At 56.0% G+C, this 21,444-nt stretch carries 20 protein-coding genes; 3 read left to right on the top strand and 17 right to left on the bottom strand.

Annotated features, from left to right (window positions below):
- Positions 1-31 precede the first annotated feature (31 nt).
- From ACFX4U_RS12485 to pdxB, 4 genes are all read right to left on the bottom strand, one after another.
- Entirely contained in the window at positions 32-691 is a 660-nt protein-coding gene (locus ACFX4U_RS12485; RefSeq protein WP_017458627.1) for a DedA family protein, read from the bottom strand.
- A gap of 27 nt (positions 692-718) precedes the next feature.
- The gene (gene truA / locus ACFX4U_RS12480; RefSeq protein WP_313508612.1) at positions 719-1,531 is read right to left on the bottom strand and encodes a tRNA pseudouridine(38-40) synthase TruA; all 813 of its coding nucleotides are present in this window, start codon (positions 1,529-1,531) and stop codon (positions 719-721) included.
- The gene (locus tag ACFX4U_RS12475) at positions 1,531-2,544 is read right to left on the bottom strand and encodes an aspartate-semialdehyde dehydrogenase (RefSeq protein WP_313508610.1); all 1,014 of its coding nucleotides are present in this window, start codon (positions 2,542-2,544) and stop codon (positions 1,531-1,533) included. Before ACFX4U_RS12475 ends, truA begins: the two co-directional genes overlap by 1 nt.
- A 64-nt stretch (positions 2,545-2,608) precedes the next feature.
- Positions 2,609-3,745: a 4-phosphoerythronate dehydrogenase PdxB gene (pdxB, locus tag ACFX4U_RS12470; protein WP_349350513.1), complete on the bottom strand. Its 1,137-nt coding sequence runs from the start codon at positions 3,743-3,745 to the stop codon at positions 2,609-2,611.
- A 111-nt stretch (positions 3,746-3,856) separates the two neighbouring features.
- Here pdxB and flk point away from each other — a divergent pair, with 111 nt between their 5' ends.
- Positions 3,857-4,864, top strand: coding sequence for a flagella biosynthesis regulator Flk (gene flk, locus ACFX4U_RS12465; protein ID WP_313508625.1), 1,008 nt, complete (start codon positions 3,857-3,859; stop codon positions 4,862-4,864).
- Between the two features lie 31 nt (positions 4,865-4,895).
- On the opposite strand, the gene ACFX4U_RS12460 is transcribed toward flk, so the two are convergent.
- From ACFX4U_RS12460 to fabB, 3 genes are all read right to left on the bottom strand, one after another.
- Positions 4,896-6,326, bottom strand: coding sequence for a 6-phospho-beta-glucosidase (locus ACFX4U_RS12460; protein ID WP_200550319.1), 1,431 nt, complete (start codon positions 6,324-6,326; stop codon positions 4,896-4,898).
- 120 nt (positions 6,327-6,446) lie between these two features.
- Complete coding sequence (locus ACFX4U_RS12455; protein WP_313508607.1) at positions 6,447-7,628, bottom strand: MFS transporter; 1,182 nt, start codon at positions 7,626-7,628, stop codon at positions 6,447-6,449.
- A gap of 371 nt (positions 7,629-7,999) precedes the next feature.
- Positions 8,000-9,214: a beta-ketoacyl-ACP synthase I gene (gene fabB, locus ACFX4U_RS12450; protein WP_305735440.1), complete on the bottom strand. Its 1,215-nt coding sequence runs from the start codon at positions 9,212-9,214 to the stop codon at positions 8,000-8,002.
- A 156-nt stretch (positions 9,215-9,370) separates the two neighbouring features.
- Between fabB and mnmC the strand changes: the two genes are divergently transcribed.
- Positions 9,371-11,371 (top strand): bifunctional tRNA (5-methylaminomethyl-2-thiouridine)(34)-methyltransferase MnmD/FAD-dependent 5-carboxymethylaminomethyl-2-thiouridine(34) oxidoreductase MnmC, encoded by a 2,001-nt coding sequence (gene mnmC, locus ACFX4U_RS12445; RefSeq protein ID WP_349350511.1) that lies wholly within the window; start codon positions 9,371-9,373, stop codon positions 11,369-11,371.
- Positions 11,372-11,414: 43 nt separating this feature from the next.
- Here mnmC and ACFX4U_RS12440 read toward each other — a convergent pair whose 3' ends face one another.
- Genes ACFX4U_RS12440 through prmB form a run of 6 tightly spaced genes read right to left on the bottom strand, consistent with a single transcriptional unit; the run spans position 11,415 to position 15,950 of the window.
- Complete coding sequence (locus ACFX4U_RS12440; RefSeq protein ID WP_020454568.1) at positions 11,415-11,693, bottom strand: YfcL family protein; 279 nt, start codon at positions 11,691-11,693, stop codon at positions 11,415-11,417.
- A gap of 26 nt (positions 11,694-11,719) precedes the next feature.
- Entirely contained in the window at positions 11,720-12,259 is a 540-nt protein-coding gene (locus ACFX4U_RS12435) for an elongation factor P hydroxylase (RefSeq protein ID WP_017458637.1), read from the bottom strand.
- Positions 12,256-13,068, bottom strand: a complete 813-nt coding sequence (locus ACFX4U_RS12430) for a sulfite exporter TauE/SafE family protein (RefSeq protein WP_305735437.1) — start codon at positions 13,066-13,068, stop codon at positions 12,256-12,258. Before ACFX4U_RS12430 ends, ACFX4U_RS12435 begins: the two co-directional genes overlap by 4 nt.
- Complete coding sequence (mepA, locus tag ACFX4U_RS12425; protein WP_305735436.1) at positions 13,068-13,892, bottom strand: penicillin-insensitive murein endopeptidase; 825 nt, start codon at positions 13,890-13,892, stop codon at positions 13,068-13,070. Before mepA ends, ACFX4U_RS12430 begins: the two co-directional genes overlap by 1 nt.
- A 2-nt stretch (positions 13,893-13,894) precedes the next feature.
- Complete coding sequence (aroC, locus tag ACFX4U_RS12420; protein WP_313508597.1) at positions 13,895-14,980, bottom strand: chorismate synthase; 1,086 nt, start codon at positions 14,978-14,980, stop codon at positions 13,895-13,897.
- A 37-nt stretch (positions 14,981-15,017) separates the two neighbouring features.
- Entirely contained in the window at positions 15,018-15,950 is a 933-nt protein-coding gene (prmB, locus tag ACFX4U_RS12415; RefSeq protein WP_131406943.1) for a 50S ribosomal protein L3 N(5)-glutamine methyltransferase, read from the bottom strand.
- A gap of 166 nt (positions 15,951-16,116) precedes the next feature.
- Between prmB and smrB the strand changes: the two genes are divergently transcribed.
- A complete protein-coding gene (smrB, locus tag ACFX4U_RS12410; RefSeq protein WP_200550311.1) occupies positions 16,117-16,668 on the top strand; it encodes an endonuclease SmrB in 552 nt (183 codons plus the stop codon).
- A gap of 58 nt (positions 16,669-16,726) precedes the next feature.
- On the opposite strand, the gene sixA is transcribed toward smrB, so the two are convergent.
- From sixA to ACFX4U_RS12390, 4 genes are all read right to left on the bottom strand, one after another.
- Entirely contained in the window at positions 16,727-17,212 is a 486-nt protein-coding gene (gene sixA, locus ACFX4U_RS12405) for a phosphohistidine phosphatase SixA (protein ID WP_305735435.1), read from the bottom strand.
- 194 nt (positions 17,213-17,406) lie between these two features.
- Positions 17,407-19,569, bottom strand: coding sequence for a fatty acid oxidation complex subunit alpha FadJ (gene fadJ / locus ACFX4U_RS12400; RefSeq protein WP_313508595.1), 2,163 nt, complete (start codon positions 19,567-19,569; stop codon positions 17,407-17,409).
- Positions 19,569-20,876 carry an acetyl-CoA C-acyltransferase FadI gene (gene fadI / locus ACFX4U_RS12395; protein WP_097407745.1) on the bottom strand — a complete coding sequence of 436 codons (1,308 nt, stop codon included), beginning with the start codon at positions 20,874-20,876 and terminating at the stop codon, positions 19,569-19,571. Before fadI ends, fadJ begins: the two co-directional genes overlap by 1 nt.
- Positions 20,877-21,038: 162 nt before the next feature.
- Positions 21,039-21,323, bottom strand: coding sequence for a YfcZ/YiiS family protein (locus ACFX4U_RS12390; RefSeq protein ID WP_200550308.1), 285 nt, complete (start codon positions 21,321-21,323; stop codon positions 21,039-21,041).
- Positions 21,324-21,444 lie beyond the last annotated feature (121 nt).

Below are 21,444 nucleotides of genomic sequence, written 5' to 3'. Positions count from 1 at the left end.
ATAAAAAAGTGGTCGAACCGCCACTGACTTCTTATTTTGCCTGTCGCGACGCGGCGCGACGATGACGAATAACTTCAAACACTCCGGGAAGTATAGACACCACGATAATTCCCACAATCAGCAGCTTAAGATTCTCCTGGATAGCCGGGATGGTGCCAAAGAAATAGCCTGCGTAGGTGAACAGTAATACCCACAGCAGCGCTCCAGCCACGTTGAACAGCGCGAAGTGGCGATAGGACATATGCCCCATGCCGGCGACAAAAGGTGCAAAAGTACGCACGATCGGTACAAAACGCGCCAGGATAATCGTTTTTCCGCCGTGCTTCTCATAAAACTGATGCGTTTTATCGAGATAGCTGCGACGGAAAATCTTTGAATCCGGATTGCTGAATAGACGCTCACCGAATAAACGTCCAATGGTGTAATTCACCGCATCGCCCGCAATCGCGGCAACCAACATCAGCACCACCATCATATGGACATTCAGATCGTTGGTGCCAAGCGATGCCAGCGCACCAGCGACAAACAGCAGCGAATCACCCGGCAAAAACGGTGTCACCACCAGCCCGGTTTCGCAAAACAGGATCAGGAACAGGATGGCGTAAACCCAGATGCCGTATTGCGCTACCAGCTCCGCCAGATGCACATCAATATGCAGGATGAAATCAATAAGGAAGTGTATTAAGTCCATGTCTGGTTATGCCTTTTTAAATTGCGACTAGTCCGCCAGGAACAGCGGGCCCATTGGCGCAGCGGGAAGCTCAAAGCGCGCGGGATAATCCACCGCCACCAGATAGAGCCCTTCCGCTTTCGCCGTTGCTGCCGCCAGCGTTCTGTCCTTTACCGCCAGCAACTCTGCTATCCAGCTCTCCGGCTGGTTGCGGGCGCCTACTTCCATCAGGCTACCGACAATATTCCTGACCATATGATGTACAAAGGCATTGGCTTTGATATCGACCACAATATAAGCACCGTAACGGCTGACGTTGATATGCATCAGGTTGCGCCACGGCGTGCGCGACTGACACTGCACTGCGCGAAACGAAGTAAAGTCGTTTTCACCGAGCAGGCACTGCGCCGCACGGTGCATGCGCTCCGCGTCCAGCGGCTGGTGATAGTGCGTCACACCGTGACCGAGCACCGCCGGGCGCAAACGATGATTGTAGATGACGTAGCGGTAACGGCGAGCCGTGGCGCTAAAACGCGCATGAAAATCATCCGGGACATCTTTGACCCAACGTACCGCGATGTCTCCAGGCAAATTCGCATTTACACCCAGCGTCCAGGCTGCGTCTTTGCGCAGCGCCGTGGTTTCAAAATGCACCACCTGGCCGGTCGCGTGTACGCCTGCGTCGGTACGCCCGGCGCAGAACACGTTAATGGGCTCGTTGGCCACCTGCGAGAGCGCTTTCTCCAGCTTCTCCTGCACGCTGCGTACTTCCTGCTGACGTTGCCAGCCGTAATACTTGCTGCCGTCATACTCAATGCCAAGCGCAATTTTGTAGACCGGCGCTTTTAGCTCGTCCTGCATCAGTACAGATACTCCTGAACCAATTTTTCAGCGACTTTCACCGCCATCAGCGCACCGCCAAAACGTACGTTATCGGCAACTGACCAGAACTGCACCTGCTCCGGCATACCGTAATCGTTACGCACGCAACCGACAGAAAGGTGCGCCTGGCCGGAGGCATCGCCAACCTGGGTCGGGAACTCCCCCGCTTCAGAGAGCGCGATATCTTCAAAGCGGCTGAACGCGTCGCGTGCCTCTTCCGCCGCCAGTGATCGAATCGCTTCAAAGCTCACCATCTGCGCGTGGCCGTAAAATACCGGCGACTGTACGCAATTTGCCGAGATCATCAGCCCTTCGTCCTGCAAAATTTTGCGCATCTGATCAACGAGAACCCGCTCTTCACGCACGCTGCCTTCGCTGTCCGACAGCAGCGGCAGCATGTTGAACGCCAACTGGCGGCCAAAATAGTCGTCTTCATCAATCGGGATACCATTCAACAGCTTGGCGCTCTGCCCGGCCAGCGCGTCTACCGCCTGCTTGCCGTTGCGGGAAACGGACAGCAGGCACGTTACGCTCACGCGTGATAAACCACCTTCATCAATCAGCGGTTTCAGTGCCGCCAGCAACTGGCTGGTGAGGCTATCCGGCACGGCAATAATGTTGCGATTACGGTAATCCGCCAGTACGAACGGGTTAACATCCGGCATCACCAGCGGCACATCCGGCTCCAGAGCAAACAGACCGCTGGTGTCGATCACCAGGCAACCCGCGTTGGTCGCTTCTTCAATATAGGTCGCCGAAGCCTGCGCTCCCGCGACGAAAAAGGCTAGTTGCGCCTGCGTCCAGTCAAACCCGGCTGCATCTTCCACACGCACGGTTTTACCGGCAAAACGCAGGTTTTCACCCGCGCTTTCGCTTCTGGCCAGCGCATACACTTCGCCAACCGGGAACTGGCGCTCCGCTAACGTTTCGAGCAAGGCTTCTCCGACAGCGCCCGTGGCGCCGAGAACGGCAATATTCCAGCCTTCAGACATGGTGATTTACTCCAGGAAAAAAGCGTCCCCGCCGTCATATTCAGCAGGGAGCATTAAGATGACATTAACGTGCCGGGTTATGCGTGGCGTTGAAGCCAAGCTTTTGCAGCAGCGCGGCGGCGCTGGCGTCATCGCACTGCACATACAGCGATGACCATTCACGGCGCTCAAGGTAATTTTTGCGCAGCTTATCAAACTCACCCGGCGTGCCCGCTACTTTTCGCAGCAGCGCATCGTCGCGGCGCACATCATACACCAAATGCACCAGCCTTTTTAGCGTTGACTGATCAAGCGGGCCATGCAGCGTAATACGGCCAAACTCTGGTGCGGGCAGCAGCGTGTCGAGCGCCACTTGCTGGCGCTTACCGAGAAAATCGCTAAAGGCTTCAAACACCTGCGTGGTGCCTCGCGCTTTGCCCTCAAGGGTGTACCCGGCGATATGCGCCGTCCCGATATCGACAAGGTTAAGCAAGTCGACATTCAGATCTGGCTCCGGCTCCCACACGTCCAGCACCACGCTCAGCGCCTGCCCGGCCTGCAAATGTTGCAGCAGCGCAGCGTTATCGACCACCGGCCCGCGGCAGGCGTTTATCAGAATAGTGCCAGGCTTCAGGCGCGAAAGCAGCGCATCATCCGCCAGGTGCAGCGTTTTATACGGTCCGTCTTTAAACAGCGGCGTATGGAATGTCAGCACATCGGCTTCGCGCACCAGTTCATCCAGGCTGCGGAAATCCCCGTCGTCGCCACGATCGGCGCGCGGCGGGTCGCACAACAATGTACGCACACCAAACGCTTCCAGCCGCGCCTGTAAGCGACCACCCACATTACCGACACCCACGATACCGACGGTGCGATCCTGCAACGCAAAGCCGTCGCGCTCCGCCAGCATCAGCAACGAGGAGAAAACATATTCGACGACCGCAATCGCGTTGCAACCTGGTGCGGCGGAAAAAGCAATGCCCGCCTGCTGCAAAAACGCCTCATCAACATGGTCGGTGCCTGCCGTCGCCGTGCCGACAAATTTGATCCCCGTGCCCTGTAATAAACCGCCATTCACCTTCGTGACAGAGCGCACCATTAAGGCGTCCGCATCGGCCAGTTCCGCCACGGGAATCGGGCGACCGGGAACCGCTTTTACCTCACCAAGGCGACTAAAAAGATCGCGGGCGTAAGGCATATTTTCATCAACAAGGATTTTCACGCTTCAGTACCTGTTTGAGAACGGGAGTTGAGCGCGCAAGTGTGCCATAATCTCGCGGCCGGGCATACCCGCAATGCCGCCACCGCCACGCGAGAGTAAGAGGAAACCATGATTCAACCCATTCAGGGTGCCCCCGCGCGCCCTCCCGGGCAAGAGCCAGCTCCAGCCGCCAATAATATCGGCGAACAACCGTTATCCACGATGCAGCGCACCGTGCTCGAGCGTCTGGTTATTCGCCTGATTGCGCTGACCCAACAGCAGAGCGCGGAAGTGTGGGCGGGCGTTAAGCATGATTTAGGGCTGAAGAACGACACGCCGCTGCTTTCCCGCCATTTTCCGGCCGCAGAACAGAACCTCAACCAGCGTGTAGAGACGGCAACGCAAAACCACACAACTCGCCAGATGGTGTCACAGCTGACGGAGCTGTTAAGCCAGGGGAATAATCGCCAGGCGGTGAGTGATTTTATTCGTCAGCAGTTCGGGCAGACGGCGCTAAGCCAGTTGACACCGCAGCAGTTGAAAACGGTGCTGACGATGCTGCAAAACAACCAAATCACCATTCCACAGCCGCAACAGCGCCCTTCCACCGAGCGCCTATTGTTGCCCGCGGAGCATAACTCGCTCAACCAGGCGGTTATCAAACTGACGGCGGCCACCGGCGAATCGGGCAAACTTATCTGGCAATCGATGCTGGAGCTGTCTGGCGTGAAAAGCGGCGAACTGATCCCGGCAAAACACTTTACGCCGCTGATGACCTGGCTGCAGGCGCGTCAGACATTGAGCACGCATCCCGCGCCGACACTGCACGTCATCCAGACGGTGCTGAAGCAACCGCTGGATAACAACGAGATGCGCAGCATCACCGAATACGCGCAGCAGACATGGCAAGCGACGCCGCAGACGGTGTTAACCACCGCGCAGGTGCAGGATATTCTTAATCATGTGTTCTTGCGCCGCACCGAGCGGGCGTCGGGGATGATTGAGGTGCGCGATATTCAACCGATTTACAGCCCGTTCGTGGCACCGATTGTAGAGACGGTAAAAGCGATTTCTACCCGTCCGGGTTTCTTCTTTATCGCCCTGCTGATCGTAGCGTTCCTGTTCTGGCTACTCAGTTAAAAAAATCCCCTCCGCTGGAGGGGATTCGCTTTTACAGATTGTCACCGTTATGTTTGATCACGTCCTGATACCACCAGAACGATTTCTTGCGGCTGCGCGCCAGCGTGCCGTTGCCATCATTGTCTTTATCGACGTAGATTAAGCCGTAACGTTTTTTCATTTCACCGGTGCCCGCCGAAACCAGATCGATACAACCCCACGGCGTGTAACCCATTAAATCAACACCATCTTCCACTACCGCTTTTTTCATCTCGCTGATGTGGTTACGCATATAGTCAATGCGGTACTGGTCATTGACCACACCGTCGCTTTCGGGCTTATCAATCGCGCCAAAACCGTTTTCCACCACAAACAGCGGCAACTGATACATGTCGTAGAAGTAGTTCAGGGAGTAACGCAGACCAACCGGGTCGATTTGCCAGCCCCAGTCGGACGCTTTGACATACGGGTTCGGCACCAGGCTCTTGGTTTCGTCGTAATCCAGTTGCGGGTTATCTTCTTTCGCTTTGGTCACGAAAGACATGTAGTAACTGAAGCCGATATAGTCGACGCAGCCACGCGTGAGGATCTGCAAATCCTCATCGGTAATGTCGAGTTTGAAACCACGGCGCGCGAAGTAGTTGAGCAGATGCTGCGGGTAATAACCGCGCACATGCACATCGGTAAACCAGTAGCGGCGATGCATTGCCACCACCGACATCATCATGTCGTCCGGCGCGCAAGTTAACGGATAGATTGGGCACATGGCGATCATGCAGCCAATTTTAAAATCCGGGTTGATTTTATGTCCGGCTTCTACCGCCAGCGCACTCGCCACCAGCTCGTAATGCGCCGCCTGATACATAATCACTTCGCGATCTTCACCGGGTTGGTACTTCACGCCGGAGTTGGTAAACGGCGCGAAATCTTCGTGGTAGTTGGCCTGATTATTGATTTCGTTAAACGTCATCCAGTATTTCACCTTGCTGCGGTAGCGGGTGAAAACGGCATTGGCGAAGCGGACAAAGAAGTCGATGAGTTTACGGTTGCGCCAGCCGCCATATTCGGTGACGAGGTGATAAGGCATTTCGAAATGGGAAAGGGTAATCACCGGCTCGATGTTGTACTTCAGGCATTCGTCGAACAGATCGTCATAGAATTGCAGCCCGGCTTCGTTTGGCTCCAGTTCGTCGCCTTTCGGGAAAATACGCGTCCAGGCGATGGAGGTGCGAAAACATTTAAAACCCAGCTCGGCAAACAGCTTAATGTCGTCTTTGTAGCGATGGTAAAAATCGATGGCATCATGGTTGGGATAATTTTTACCGGGCAGCACGCCGTCGGTAATTTCACGCGGTACGCCGTGCGCGCCTGCGGTCATTACATCGGCGACACTCACGCCTTTACCGCCTTCCTGCCAGCCGCCTTCCAGCTGATGCGCGGCAACAGCGCCACCCCATAAAAAATCCGCTTTAAACCCAGGCATATCTCTCTCCTTTCGCTCAATGTTGAACCAAGGATAAACAAGCCCGCGATGACATGACATCATTGCGGGCTTGTTTTGTGAAACCGGTTGCAAAGAGTTTTATTGCTGCGGTTTTCGGCGCTATTTACGTGGGCGGAAAGCAATTAACGTCACGATAATGCCGGTCACCGCCGATATGGCCCCGGCGAGGAACACCGACGGATAACCGAGCGAGGTTGCCAGCAGGCCGGTCAGCGGGCCGGTAACGGCATACGAGATGTCCTGAAACGCGGCATAACCGCCAAGCGCCGTACCGCGCACCTGCGGCGGCACGCGTTTTACCACTTCAACACCGAGCGCGGGGAAGATCAGCGAACAACCGCAGCCGGTTAGCGCCGCGCCAAGCAGCGCCATCCACGCGTCGTGCGCCTGCCAAAGCAGCAACAGCCCCACGGTTTCAACCATCAGCGAGGCTATCGCCACCCGCACGCCGCCAAAACGGTCCGGCATCCAGCCAAATAGAATGCGCATCAGCACAAACGCACCGCCAAAGGCGGTCAGGGTAAAGCCCGCCATTGCCCAGCCGTTGCTGGCGAAATAGAGCGAAACAAAGGTACCGATAACCGCAAAGCCGACGCCCTGCAATGCCAGCCCAAGCCCCGGCTGCCAGATAAGCCCAACCACGCTCCACAGCGACGGGCGCTCACCCGTATGTGCCGGTACTTTGCGCACGCTGCCGTTAAAGGCCCAGGCAACAAACGGTAACGCGATAGTGGTCGCAGCAAGCGCCGCAAAACCAAACTGGCTGTGGATCAATAACCCCAGCGGCGCACCGACCGCCAGCGCGCCATAAATCGCCATCCCGTTCCACGACATCACTTTGCCGGAACGCGCCGGGCCAACCAGCCCCATGCCCCAGGTCAGCGTTCCGGTCAGTAACTGGCTTTCACCAAAGCCGAGAATTAAACGCCCCACCACCAGCAACGCGAATTTCGCCAGCGGTTCAACCGGCAACAGCGCAGCGAGAAGCCATGCCACACCGGCCAGTGCGCAGGCAAACATTCCCTGCAACGCTGAGCGTTTAGCGCCGAACTGATCCGCCAGCCGCCCGGCGTAGCCGCGCGTTAAGACAGTAGCAAGAAACTGAATTCCGACAGCGATACCGACCATCGTGTTGCCGTAGCCAAGCTCGTGGTGAACAAACAGCGGGATCACCGGTAGCGGCAGCCCAACCGTCATATAGGTGAGAAACACCGCGAAAGCGATGCGAAACAGCGAGACATTCGCTGAAGAAGAACGAACAGATTGTGATTCTGCAGACATGCATTACTCCATAACGCAGAGTAAGGCGGGATTTGGAAGTACCACGCCCCCTCTACCTGAGTTTCAGGATTAAGGCGCGTTGGTTAACGTTAAACGCTTACGCATTATCGTGGGGATAATGTTGCGGGTGGAGTTTGCCTGTCAACGTAGCGGGTTGTCAACGCGTAAAAATCCCCTGAATAAACGCGGAATTATTTTCGCCGCCAGGGTGCGTGCTAAACTCTGCCAAAAAGCCTCGACCAGTTCGGTAAGAGGGAAATTCGAAAGCAATCAAGACAGAGCCCAAAAATGCTGCTGCATTCGCAGAAGAGGGTTTAAAGCGGGCAATAAAAAAGGGAGCCTCAGGCTCCCCTTCTCGCGGTAAGACAAACTTATTTCAGTTTGCGCATCACCAGAGTGGCGTTGGTGCCGCCAAAACCGAAGCTGTTAGACATCACGGTAGTCAGCGTGGCATCCATCGGTTTAGTGACGATGTTCAGGCCTTCAGCCTGCTCATCCAGCTCTTCCACGTTGATGCTCGGGGCGATAAAGCCGTGCTCCAGCATCAGCAGGGAGTAGATCGCTTCCTGCACGCCCGCAGCACCCAAAGAGTGACCGGTCATCGCTTTGGTCGCGGAAATCGCCGGGCTGTTGTTGCCGAACACTTCGCGGATAGCGCCCAGTTCTTTCACATCGCCAACCGGCGTGGAAGTCCCGTGGGAGTTCAGATAGTCAATCGGGGTATCAACGCCGTGCATCGCCATCTTCATGCAACGCACTGCGCCTTCGCCTGACGGCGCTACCATGTCTGCACCATCGGAGGTCGCACCATAGCCAACGATTTCCGCATAAATGTGCGCGCCGCGCGCCAGCGCGTGCTCCAGCTCTTCAACCACTACCATACCGCCGCCGCCTGCGATAACGAAACCGTCACGGTTTTTATCGTAAGTACGGGACGCTTTTTCCGGCGTTTCGTTGTATTTGGTCGAGAGCGCGCCCATCGCGTCGAACTCGCAAGCCATTTCCCAGCACAGCTCTTCGCCGCCGCCGGCAAAAACGATGTCCTGTTTGCCCAGTTGGATCTGCTCTACCGCGTTACCGATACAGTGCGCGGAAGTGGCACACGCGGAGCTGATAGAGTAGTTAACGCCGTGAATTTTAAACGGTGTTGCGAGGCACGCGGAAACCGCAGACGCCATCGCTTTGGTGACCACATACGGGCCAACCGCTTTCAGACCACGCGGGCTGCGCATTGCATCAGCACCGAAAACCTGAGATTTAGACGAGCCGCCAGAACCTGCAATCAGGCCCACGCGCGGGTTGTTCTGATAAACCTCGTCTTTCAGGCCAGCATCGTCAATCGCCTGCTGCATGGAGAGATAGGAATAGATAGAGGCATCGTTCATGAAACGAACCACTTTACGGTCAATCAAACCAGTGGTGTCCAGTTTAACGTTACCCCATACGTGGCTGCGCATGCCGGAATCTTTGAATTCCTGAGAGAATGTGATCCCTGAGCGTCCTTCACGCAGGGATGCCAGGACTTCCTGCTGGTTGCTACCAATGCTGGAAACGATGCCCAGGCCAGTAATCACTGCACGTTTCATTCAATACCCCTAAAGTCGCACTAATTAAGTTTCGAGTCGCAAGATAGCGTACACTTGTACGCCGAACAAGTCCGATCAGACAATTTCTGAGGAAATTTGCGCCTTTCTTTGTCCCTCGTTAAGATCGTGACACTGCTTGATGGACGAGTAACTTACGTGAAACAAACCGCTATACAATCCGCCAACCTGGAATTCAACGCTGAGGGTACACCTGTTTCCCGAGATTTTGACGACGTCTACTTCTCTAATGATAACGGGCTGGAAGAGACACGTTATGTTTTTCTCGGCGGCAACCGTCTTGAACACCGTTTTCCTGACCACCCGCGCCCGCTGTTTGTGGTGGCGGAGAGCGGTTTTGGCACCGGTCTGAACTTCCTTACTCTCTGGCAGGCGTTTACGGCCTTTCGCGCAGTTAACCCCGACACTACCCTGGAAAGATTACATTTCATCAGTTTTGAAAAATTTCCGCTCACCCGCGACGATCTGCGCAAAGCGCACGCCCACTGGCCGGAACTGGCGAGCTGGGCAGAACAACTGCAAGCGCAGTGGCCGCTGCCTTTTGCCGGTTGCCACCGCCTGTTGCTGGATGGCGGTCGTGTGACGCTCGATTTATGGTTCGGTGATATCAACGACCTGACCGATACGCTGGATGATTCGCTCAACCAGAGCGTAGACGCCTGGTTCCTTGATGGGTTTGCACCCGCCAAAAACCCGGACATGTGGACAGCAAATCTGTTTCAGGCGATGGCGCGACTTGCAAGGCCAGGCGGTACGCTGGCGACCTTTACCTCGGCGGGTTTCGTCCGGCGCGGTCTGCAAGAAGCGGGTTTTACTATGCACAAAAGCAAAGGTTTTGGCCGCAAACGCGAAATGCTCACCGGGGTGATGGAAAACCCGCGAGCGCCTGCAGTCCGTGCGCCGTGGTTTGCCCGCAGCGGTACAGAGAAACGCGAAGTGGCGTTAATTGGCGGCGGTGTAGCCAGCGCCCTGTTGTCGCTGGCGTTGCTGCGTCGCGGCTGGCAGGTCACGCTGTATTGCGCCGATGAGGCTCCTGCCGAAGGCGCATCCGGCAACCGTCAGGGCGCGCTCTATCCGTTGCTCAGCGCCCACGATCCGGCGCTGGCGCGCTTCTTCCCGGCGGCTTTTACCTTTGCCCGCCGCGTGTACGATGCGCTTCCCGTCGAATTCGACCATCAGTGGTGCGGCGTGACCCAACTTGGCTGGGATGAAAAAAGCCAGCACAAAATCGAACAGATGCTGACGCTGGATCTGCCCCCGGAACTCGCCAGGCGCGTTGAGGCAAGTGAAGCCGATGCGCTCTGCGGTGTGGAAACCGGCTGCGGTGGCATCACTTACCCGGCTGGCGGCTGGCTTTGCCCGGCGCAGCTCACGGCAGCAGCCATCGCGCTGGCTTGTGAACAGGGCTTACAGGTGCACTATGGTCATGATGTCGAGCAATTAACGACTGACGATAATCACTGGCAGTTGCATATCAAAGGCGGCGAGTTACGCCAGCATGCCGTCGTGGTGCTGGCTAACGGGCACCGCATTCACCATTTTGCGCAAACGGAAAAACTGCCGGTGTACCCGGTGGCAGGCCAGGTCAGCCATATTCCCACCACGCCTCAGCTCAGCCCGTTGCGCCAGGTGCTGTGCTATGACGGCTACCTGACGCCGCAAAACCCGCACAATCAGCAGCACTGCATTGGCGCAAGTTATCATCGCGGTCAGCAGGATACCGCCTACAGCGAGGCCGATCAGCAGCAGAACCGCCAGCGGTTGCTCGACTGCTTCCCGCAGGCGTCATGGGCCAAAACGGTGGATGTCAGCGCGGGCGATGCGCGCTGCGGCGTGCGATGCGCCACGCGCGATCACCTGCCGATGGTTGGCAACGTCGCGGATTACGGCGCAACGCTTAACGCCTATGCCACCCTATCAGAACACAGCGAAACAGCCGTCAGCGCGCCCGTCTATGACGGTCTGTTTATGCTGGGTGCGCTGGGTTCACGCGGGCTGTGTAGCGCGCCGCTGGCGGCAGAAATCCTGGCATCGCAAATGAGCAATGAACCGATCCCGCTGGACGGTGAAACGCTCGCGGCAATGAACCCGAATCGTTTATGGGTCAGAAAGTTATTGAAAGGTAAAACGGTGAAATGAAGTGAATGTTTTCCCTCTCCTGAACGGAGAGGGAAAGGACGGCTTAGTGCGCTTTCGCCTGCTGATACAGGTTTTCCCACATGCCGAGCACCAGCGCCTGATCGCGCGGCGATAATTCCCCCGCCTGAATAGCGGTTTGCACACTGGTGGTCACTTTTCCATACAGGGTTTCCGGCGCATGGTCATCGCCGCTCTCCAGCTCCGCCACCGCCAGCGTCAGGTGGCCGCGCAGATAACCGCCCGCGAACAGCTCATCATCACTGGCGTGGTCCACCATGTTATCTATTAACGCCAGAATGCGTGATTCAAACTCCGCGATCATCTCTCTTCCTCATTTAAAAAATGGCCTTACAGGTCTTCCGGCCACGGAAACTGTGCTGCCGCTAAGGGCGGCGTCTGGTAATAATCCTGTAGTGCTTTAATAAAACGCGCCGGACGTTCAGGAATGCCCTGCTCCAGATACGCCATCACCTGTGCATGCACACGGCGCTGGAACACGATGCGATCGGGTTCGAAATCGCCTTCCAGATTGTCGCAACTGACGTTAAACGGGAAACCCGCCGCCACGCAGAATAACCAGTCAAACGCCTGCGGTTTGACTTCAACATCTTCGAATTTCCCCTGCGTCGCCGCATCGCGTCCGTCCGGGCAGTACCAGTAACCAAAATCAACCAGCTTGCGCCGCTCGGCTCCCGCGATGCACCAGTGCGAAATTTCATGTAACGCGCTGGCATAAAAGCCGTGGGCAAAAACAATGCGGTTATAAGGTGCATCCGCATCAGCAGGAAGATAGATCGGTTCGTCGTCGCCTTTAATCAGACGGGTATTAAAATCGTCGGCAAAACAGCCGTCGAAAATATCAATGAGTTGTTGATAGTGATGCGTCATACATTCACCCCCAGATACTGGAGGATCTCCTGCCCGTGACTGTCATAGAGAAGTTTTGCGCTCATCACCGCCGAGACAATCACAATCATCGGACGAATGAGCTTTTGCCCTTTGCTGAGCACCAGACGCGAGCCCATGCGCGCGCCGAGAAATTGCCCGGCCAGCATAACAAAGCCGGTGCCCCACACCACTTTGCCACCAATAATAAATAGCAGCAGCCCGCCGACGTTGGAGGTGGCATTCAGCACTTTGGCATGAGCGGTCGATTTTGCCAGGTTGAAACCCGCAAGCGTGACAAACGCCAGCGCGTAAAACGAGCCTGCGCCCGGACCAAAGAAACCGTCGTAGAAACCAACACAACCGCCGGAAACCAGCGCGAAAGGCAGGCCGTACAAGCGGCGCTGACGATCCTCTTCGCCCAGCCCTGGCATCAGCAGGAAATAGAGGCCAATACAGATAATCAGAATTGGCAGGATCTGGCGCAGCACATCGGATTGCACATGCTGCACCAGCAGCGCGCCGGTGGTAGAACCGAGGAAGGTCATCAAAATATTGAGCTTCTGATCGGCGAGGTTTACCACTTTGCGGCGAATAAAATAGAGCGATGACGAAAGCGAACCGCCGCAGGCCTGCAATTTATTGGTCGCCAGCGCCTGCGCCGGTGACATGCCCGCCGCCATCAGCGCCGGAACGGTTAGCAGCCCACCCCCGCCCGCCAGCGCGTCGATAAACCCGGCTAGCAGCGCGACAAAAAAAAGCGTCACCAGCAGCAGCGGTGACACCATAAACAGTTGTTGAAAGAGTTCCATCAGAGTGCGTGTTCATCCAGTAAAGCCTGGCAGGACGGCGGCAACGGCGGCGGCGTCTTTTTCTCAGGCGTTGAACTACCCGGCTTCGCCGGTTCAAACCAGCTTTGCAATTCTGCGCCACAACCATCGCCTGGCGGTGGCAGCGGTTGATCCTGACACTCCAGGCTGTCCGCCGGGCAGCGCAGGCGCACATGCATATGCGCGCGATGCTGGAACCACGGGCGCACTTTGCGCAGCCAGTCACGATCGCTTCCTGCATCAAGGCATAGCTGCTGCTTGATTGCCGGATTAACGAAAATGCGCGTTACCTCGTTATCTTCCGCCGCCAGCTTGATCATGCTGCTGATTTCCGGCTTCCACAGCGCGGGAACCACCTGTTTGCCATCGCTGGAAACCAGATCCAGCGCCTGTGGTTTCAGCAATTGCGCCGCGCTCCAGCGTGCTTTGGGAAGCTGCAGGAAGATATCGACATCCAGCCCCGACTGGTGGCTGGCGTGACCGCCGTTAAAGCGCCCACCGGCTGGCATCCCCATATCGCCTACCAGCACCGTACCCAGCCCGAGGTTGTACACCTGCGTGCTGAAGCGCTGAATGAACAGCACCAGATCCGGATGACCGAAATAGCGCCGTTGATCGGTGCGCATCACCTGGTAGTGATCCGATTGCAGCGGCAGCTCATGCGCGCCAACGATGCATCCATTGGAAAACGCGCCGATAGATTGTGGGCTACCGGCAACGGGATGGGTCAGTTTTTGCCATGGCGTCGCCGCCATGGCAGTTGCGCTCACCAGCAGGGCAAACAGGGTGATTGCCGTTTTTTTCATGATTACCAGCGTGGAATATCGGTTATTACATCAGCGTTTTGCGCGCGCTGACGCAGGAAGTGATCCATCAAGACAATCGCCAGCATCGCTTCCGCGATCGGTACGGCGCGAATACCAACGCACGGATCGTGACGACCTTTGGTGATCATTTCGACCTCATCGCCAAAGCGGTTGATCGTCTTTCCGGGCACGGTAATGCTTGAGGTGGGTTTCAGTGCGATATTGGCGATAATTTGCTGACCGCTACTGATACCGCCCAATATGCCGCCCGCGTGATTGCTCTGAAAGCCCTGTTTGGTGATTTCGTCGCGGTTTTCGCTGCCGCGCAGTTTTACCACCTCGAAGCCATCGCCAATTTCAACGCCTTTCACCGCGTTAATGCTCATCAGCGCATGGGCAATATCCGCGTCAAGGCGGTCAAACACCGGCTCGCCAAGACCTGCCGGTACGCCATCGGCAACCACGGTCACTTTCGCGCCAATGGAATCGCCCTCTTTTTTCAGGCCGCGCATCAGCTCATCCAGCGCGTCAATTTTACCGGGGTCCGGGCAGAAAAACGGGTTCTGCTCCACCTGATCCCACGCTTTGATCTCCAGCGGGATGTCGCCCATCTGCGTCAGACAGCCGCGAATAACAATGCCAAATTTCTGCGCCAGGTATTTTTTAGCAATAGCGCCAGCCGCCACGCGCATCGCCGTTTCACGAGCAGAAGAACGGCCACCGCCGCGATAATCGCGCACACCATATTTTTGTTCGTAGGTGTAATCTGCATGTCCCGGACGGAACAGATCTTTAATCGCGCCGTAATCCTGCGAACGCTGATCGGTGTTTTCAATCAGCAGACCAATACTGGTGCCGGTGGTCACGCCTTCAAACACGCCGGAGAGGATTTTCACCTGATCCGGCTCGCGGCGCTGGGTGGTGTAGCGCGATGTTCCCGGGCGGCGTCTGTCCAGATCGTGTTGCAGATCCGCTTCGGTCAGCGGAATGCCCGGCGGCACGCCGTCGACAATACAGCCGAGCGCCAGGCCGTGCGATTCGCCGAAGGTGGTTACGCGAAAGAGTTGTCCAATTGTGTTTCCTGCCATCACGGCTCCGTTGTCGTTGTCTGTGTTGAGCGTCGTTTTAATCTTTATAAATGCTGAAATGTTCGCGAGCGGCGATAAGCTGCGCTTTGGTCAGCATGAAGACGCCGTCCCCGCCGTTATCAAACTCCAGCCAGGTAAACGGTACGTCCGGATATTGTTCCATCAGATGTACCATGCTGTTACCCACTTCACAAATCAGGATGCCGTTGTCAGAGAGGTAATCCGGCGCGCAGGCGAGGATGCGGCGCGTCAGTTTCAGGCCATCGCTGCCAGAGGCCAGGCCCAGTTCCGGTTCGTGGCGATACTCAGACGGCAGATCTGCCATATCTTCTTCGTCAACGTACGGCGGGTTGGTCACAATCAGGTCGTACTGCACTTTCGGTAAGTCGCGGAAAACGTCGGAGCGGATTGGCGTCACATGGTGAATAAGACCGTGCTCTTCGATGTTGTGCTCGGTTACCGCCAGCGCGTCTGTGGAGATATCGACGGCGTCCACTTCCGCTTCCGGGAAGGCATAAGCACAGGCAATCGCGATACAGCCGCTACCGGTACACATATCAAGAATGTGCTTCGGCTGTTCATCGATAAGACCAGCAAAATGGTTGTTGATCAGCTCGCCAATCGGCGAACGCGGCACCAGCACGCGCTCATCGACATAAAATTCGTGGCCGCAAAACCAGGCTTTATTGGTGAGGTAAGCCACCGGAATACGTTCATTAACGCGGCGGATCACGCGCTCAACAATGCGGTGACGCTCGCTGGAGGTCAGACGCGCGGTGCGCATATCTTCCGGGATATCCAGCGGCAGGTAGAGCGTTGGCAACACCAGTTGTACCGCTTCGTCCCACGGGTTGTCGGTGCCATGGCCGTACCAGATATTGGCGGCGCTAAATCGGCTTACCGACCAGCGCAACATGTCCTGAATGGTGTGCAGCTCGTTCACTGCTTCGTCGACGAAAATTTTATCCATGGTATCCCCCAGGCGCATGCTCGCATTAAATTCGGCGGCTAGTTTGCCACGAAGACGGCGATAAATCAGCATTCTCACGCACCTGCGCGGGGTAAAAATGCATTTTGCTGCACCGCTGGCGCAATGAGTCGGGTACACTGAAAAAAAGAAAAGATGAGATGCGCAGATGAAAAAGAAACCATCGCTTAGCGAGGAGGAACAGGCGCTGTTCCGGCAACTAATGACCGGTACGCGCCAGATTAAGCAGGACACCGTAGTTCATCGCCCGGCGCGAAAAAAAATCACTGAAGTGCCGGAGAAACGGTTGTTGCAGGAGCAGGCCGATAACAGCCACTATTTTTCTGATGAGTTCCAGCCGCTGTTAAACACCGAAGGCCCGGTAAAATATGTGCGCGACGATGTCAGCCATTTTGAGCTGAAAAAGATCCGCCGTGGCGATTATGCCCCAGAGCTGTTTCTTGATCTGCACGGTTTAACCCAGCTTCAGGCGAAGCAGGAACTGGGGGCGTTGATTGCCGCCTGCCGTCGCGAACATGTGTTTTGCGCCTGTGTAATGCACGGCCACGGCAAACATATTCTCAAGCAGCAGACACCGCTATGGCTGGCGCAGCACCCGCATGTGATGGCGTTTCACCAGGCCCCGAAAGAGTATGGCGGTGACGCGGCGATACTGGTGCTTATTGAAATAGAAGAGTGGCAACCGCCGGAGTTGCCCTGAAGCACAGAAACGACAAGAGCCGCGCAATGCGGCTCTTTATCTTTCATGGTCCGGCGAATCAGATAGCTTTTGGCATCTTCAGGTTGCAGGGACTCATTTGCCAGTTAAAGACACCTTTACCGTCTTCACCCAGCGTGACGCAGGCGATGGCGGAGGTGGTAAACATCGGCGGCGCTTCACCCGGGCAGAGCTCGGACACCAGGTATCCGACCAGCGGCAGGTGAGAGATCACCAGCACGGCGGAAGTACCTTCATTTGCCAGCGCCTGCAAATAGGCGCTAACCAGGCCGATATCGCCACAGGGCGTCAGTTCCGGCAGGACATCCACGTTGTCAGGCAGGTTCATACACTCCCCTACCTTATCCAGCGTCTGTTCAGCACGTAAAAAAGGGCTGACCAGAACACGTTCAATATCCACTTTTTGGCCTTTCAACCATGTTGCCATTTGACGGGTTTCGTCACAGCCACAAGGGGTTAAGGGACGAACCGAGTCACTGGCTGCATCGAGGGCAGCGTCGCCGTGACGCATGATAAAAACTTGCATATTGCACCGCTTTTGTTAACCAGAATCATTAATACTTTCACCGCAAAATCATTTCGCGACATCGGAAAATATTAATGGCCGGGCATTGTGCCTGATCCATTCGTTGAATGAAACGCTGTTTTTTACCTCAATGGCGCAAGTATAGTCAATCACTGTTTATTAAATAACCGTAAAGCCCATGAGGTATAACAGAATTACTTTTTTAGACACTCACTGAAACGTTCAGTTTCTTTTGTCGGCCAGAAAGTTACACCTTGTTCCGCCATCCGTAACAGCGGCTCACAAGGGGCAAAACGCTCGCCGTACTGCGCCTGTAAACGCTGTAGTGTCGCCACCACTTCGCTTACGCCCAGCGCATCCATATAGTGGAACGGCCCCCCCAAAAACGGTGGGAAACCGATACCAAACACGGCGCCAATGTCGCCATCGCGCGCACTGCGAATCACCTGTTCATCAAAGCAGCGAGCCGCTTCGTTCAGCATCAACATCACGCACCGTTCTGCTATCTGCTGAGACGGTAACTGCGTGCCATCTGAAACACCGATTAAACGGTAGATCGATGGGTCTGGCTGCTTTTTGCTTTTACGCCCTTTCGCCGGGTAAAGATAGAAACCGCGCTCATTTTTTCTGCCTTTGCGATCGTCATTCAAGATTGCGTTAACCACACTTGCAGGCGCGCTAAAACGTTCTCCATAGGCAGCTTCCAGCACCGGGATAATTTTGGTGCCGGTATCGATCCCCACTTCATCCAGCAACTGGATGGGCCCCACCGGAAAACCGAATTTCACCAGTGCCTGATCGATCGTTTCAATGCGTTGCCCTTCGCTTAACAGACGCATCGCTTCATTAATGTAGGGCGCGAGAATGCGGTTAACGTAAAAGCCCGCTTTATCTGCCACCACAATGGGCGTTTTGCCCTGTTTTTTCGCCAGCTTAACCGTCGTGGCAATGGTCTGCTCATCGGTGCCGGCATGGGGGATCACCTCGACCAGCGGCATTTTTTCCACTGGGCTGAAAAAATGTAATCCGATGACCTTTTCCGGACGCGCCGCATTCGCAGCAATATCGCCGATAGGTAAAGACGAGGTATTGGACGCGAAAATAGTATGCGCTGCGCAGTTGGCTTCGACTTCACCTACCATTTTCTGCTTCAACGCTAAATCTTCGAATACTGCTTCAATCACCAGATCGCGGTGGGCGAAGCCACGATAATCGAGCGAACCGGAGATCTTCGCCATCTGGCTATCGCGCTCGGCGGGTTTCAGGTAACGACGGCGCACTTTTTTATCCAGCTGTTGCCAACTGTATTTCAGCGCATGGTTAATGCCCTTCGCATTAATATCTTTAATGCGAACCGGCAAACCGCCTTTGCTGGCCGTGACAAACGCGATACCGCCGCCCATCAACCCACCGCCCAGCACGCCGACACTATTAAGCGGGCCAGGTTCGACGACGCTGCCAGGATCTTTTTTGATATCGGTACTGGTAAAGAAGAGATGCCGTAGCGCCTGCGATTGCGGCGTCATCGCCAGTTGGCCAAACGCGCGTGCTTCGGCGTCATAACCGCTGCTGCGCCCCTGGGCAAGACCGGTTTCTATCACTGAGAGAATGCGCGACGCAGCAGGGTAATTCCCCTGGGTTTTCTGCTCCGTTTGCTTCGCCACCATGCGGAACAATAAAGTGCGGCCAAGCGGCCCGGCAAGAACACGCTCGCGCACCGGTAAATGGCGGCTGGCAGGACGCCCCTGCGAAACCAGCCCGACGGCGGCGTCCAGCAAAATGGAAGGCGGAACCACATCGTCAACCAGTCCCACTTTTAAGGCCTGCCGTGGGCGTAACTGCTTACCGGTGAGGATCATCTCCAGCGCGGTACTCACGCCAATCAGGCGCGGCAAACGCTGCGTACCGCCGGAGCCGGGAAGCAAGCCCAGTTGTACTTCCGGTAATCCCAGCACCGTTTTGGCATCGTTCGTACAAATCCGGCGATGGCACGCCAGCGCCAGTTCCAGCCCACCGCCGAGGCAAGGGCCATTAATCGCGGCAATGATCGGGATCGGCAGCGCATGAATTTCTGCCATTAACTGCTGCCCCTGACGGGCTAGCTCTTCGGCCTCTTTCGCCGTCTGGCAGCGGGCGATCATGTTGATATCCGCGCCCGCAATAAAGTTGTCCGGTTTTGCTGAGATAAACACTACGCCGCGCAACGCTTTGTTATCGCGGATCTGTTTTAAAATGGCGCGAACATCTGTCGCGAACTCCGCTTTCAGCGTATTCATCTTCTCGTTCGGTACATCAATAGCGACTACCGCCACATTGTCGGGACGCACGCTGAGGGTAAATGCCGATGTTGTGGTCATTACTCTGCCTCCAGAACCATTGCAGCACCCAGACCACCTGCGGCACAGGCCGTTACCAGCCCGAAACCGCCACCGCGGCGGCGCAACTCATGCAGGGTTTGGGTGATCATACGCGCGCCGGTAGCGGCAAACGGATGCCCATAAGCGATAGAACCGCCAAGCACGTTAAATTTACTGTCATCCACTTCGCCAGTTGCCTGAGAACGCCCCAGCACTTCACGAGCAAAACGCTCGCTGGCCATGAGTTTGAGGTTACTGAGAGTTTGCGCGGCAAAGGCTTCATGCATATCAAGCAGGGTTAAATCCGCCATTGATAACCCGGCTCGCTCCAGCGCCAGCGGCGTTGCCCACGCCGGGCCAAGCAGCATATCTTCACGCACATCAATGGCGGTAAACGCATAGCTGCGCAGGTATCCCAACGGCACCAGCCCCAACTCTTTGGCGCGGGATTCGGTCATCAGGATCACCGCCGCTGCGCCATCGGTAAGTGGCGTACTGTTGGCCGCCGTCACCGTGCCGTGTTGGCGATCAAACGCCGGGCGCAGTTTTGCATAATCCGCCAGACTTGAGTTTGTGCGTACGTTGTTATCTTTTTCGACCGGATCGCGAAACGGTGGTGCATAAGCGGTCATCACCTCTTCAGCCAGTTTGCCTTCGGCCCAGGCTTGTGCGGCAAGCTGGTGTGAGCGGTGCGCCAGTGCATCCTGCTGCTCACGGCTGATACCGTAAGTTTTCGCCATCTGTTCCGCGGTATCGCCCATGCGCAAGCCGGTGGAATATTCCGCCACCGCCGGGGGAACAGGCAGCAGATCGCGCAGACGCAGGCGCGAGAAGAGTTTCAGTTTTTGCCCCATGCTGCGCGCTTTGTTGGCATCCACCAGCGTTCGCGCCAGTTTTTTGCTGACGCCAATTGGCAGCACTGAAGATGAGTCTGCGCCACCGGCGATACCGGCACGAATGGTGCCCGCCAGCAGGCTTTCGGTGACATTCGCCACCGCCTGAAAGCTGGTCGCGCAGGCGCGACTTACGCTGTAAGCATCGGTATGCACACTCATGCCGGTGCCAAGCACAATTTCGCGCGCAATATTCGGCGCTTCTGGCATTTGAACCACCTGGCCAAAAACCAGTTGCTCAATCACTTCGGGGGGAATTTCGCTGCGTGCCAGCATCTCTCCCACCACCATTTTGCCAAGATCAATGGCCGGCACACCGTGAAAGACGGTCGCCTGGCGGGCAAAAGGGGTACGTAACCCACTGACAATGGCAATGCGGTCGCCCTGGCGGGTGACAAGCGGTAATGCCTTCATAACACTCCCCTGTTAACAGCGTAATGCATTAAGTGGTCTGACCTGATAACAGTCTTAACCAATTTTTTACATTTAGCCAATGGGAGGGAGAAAAAAATGGGAGCTAAGGCACAGAGATACTTAACAAAACGCTCCCGTTGAGCGGGAGCGTTGGCGGGGTAATTAACGCAGACCGAGCTGGAAAATCAGCGTTTCGGCTTCGCAAGCGAAGACAAAATCGATATCCAGGCGCACACCGTCTGCCACTTCTGTAAACGTGGAGGTGATTTGGCACGGATCGGATTCCACACTGCGGGCTCTGGCGCTCAGCGCCGCCAGGGTTTCGTCAGCATCGGCGCGTTTAGCGAACACGCGGCTGTAAGAGGCGGTGCAGTCGGAGTTGTCCATAATGGTGCCAACATCCATACAGCAACAAACCGGGGTTTCATCAGCACTGCATTTACTCATGGTAGATTTCCTCTGAATTCGCACCCAAGGTGCCAGATAAACGTTGCGCATATTTTACGCCGCGAGGGAATGTGGCTCCAGTCGTTAATTTCGCAAGCGGTGATAAGTGACCGAAATCACA

Origin of the sequence: Kosakonia sp. YIM B13588 (assembly GCF_042788165.1) — a bacterium.
Taxonomy (GTDB): domain Bacteria; phylum Pseudomonadota; class Gammaproteobacteria; order Enterobacterales; family Enterobacteriaceae; genus Kosakonia; species Kosakonia sacchari.
Note: the sequence above shows the minus strand (reverse complement) of the source record. Positions and strands in the feature narration are given on the sequence as shown.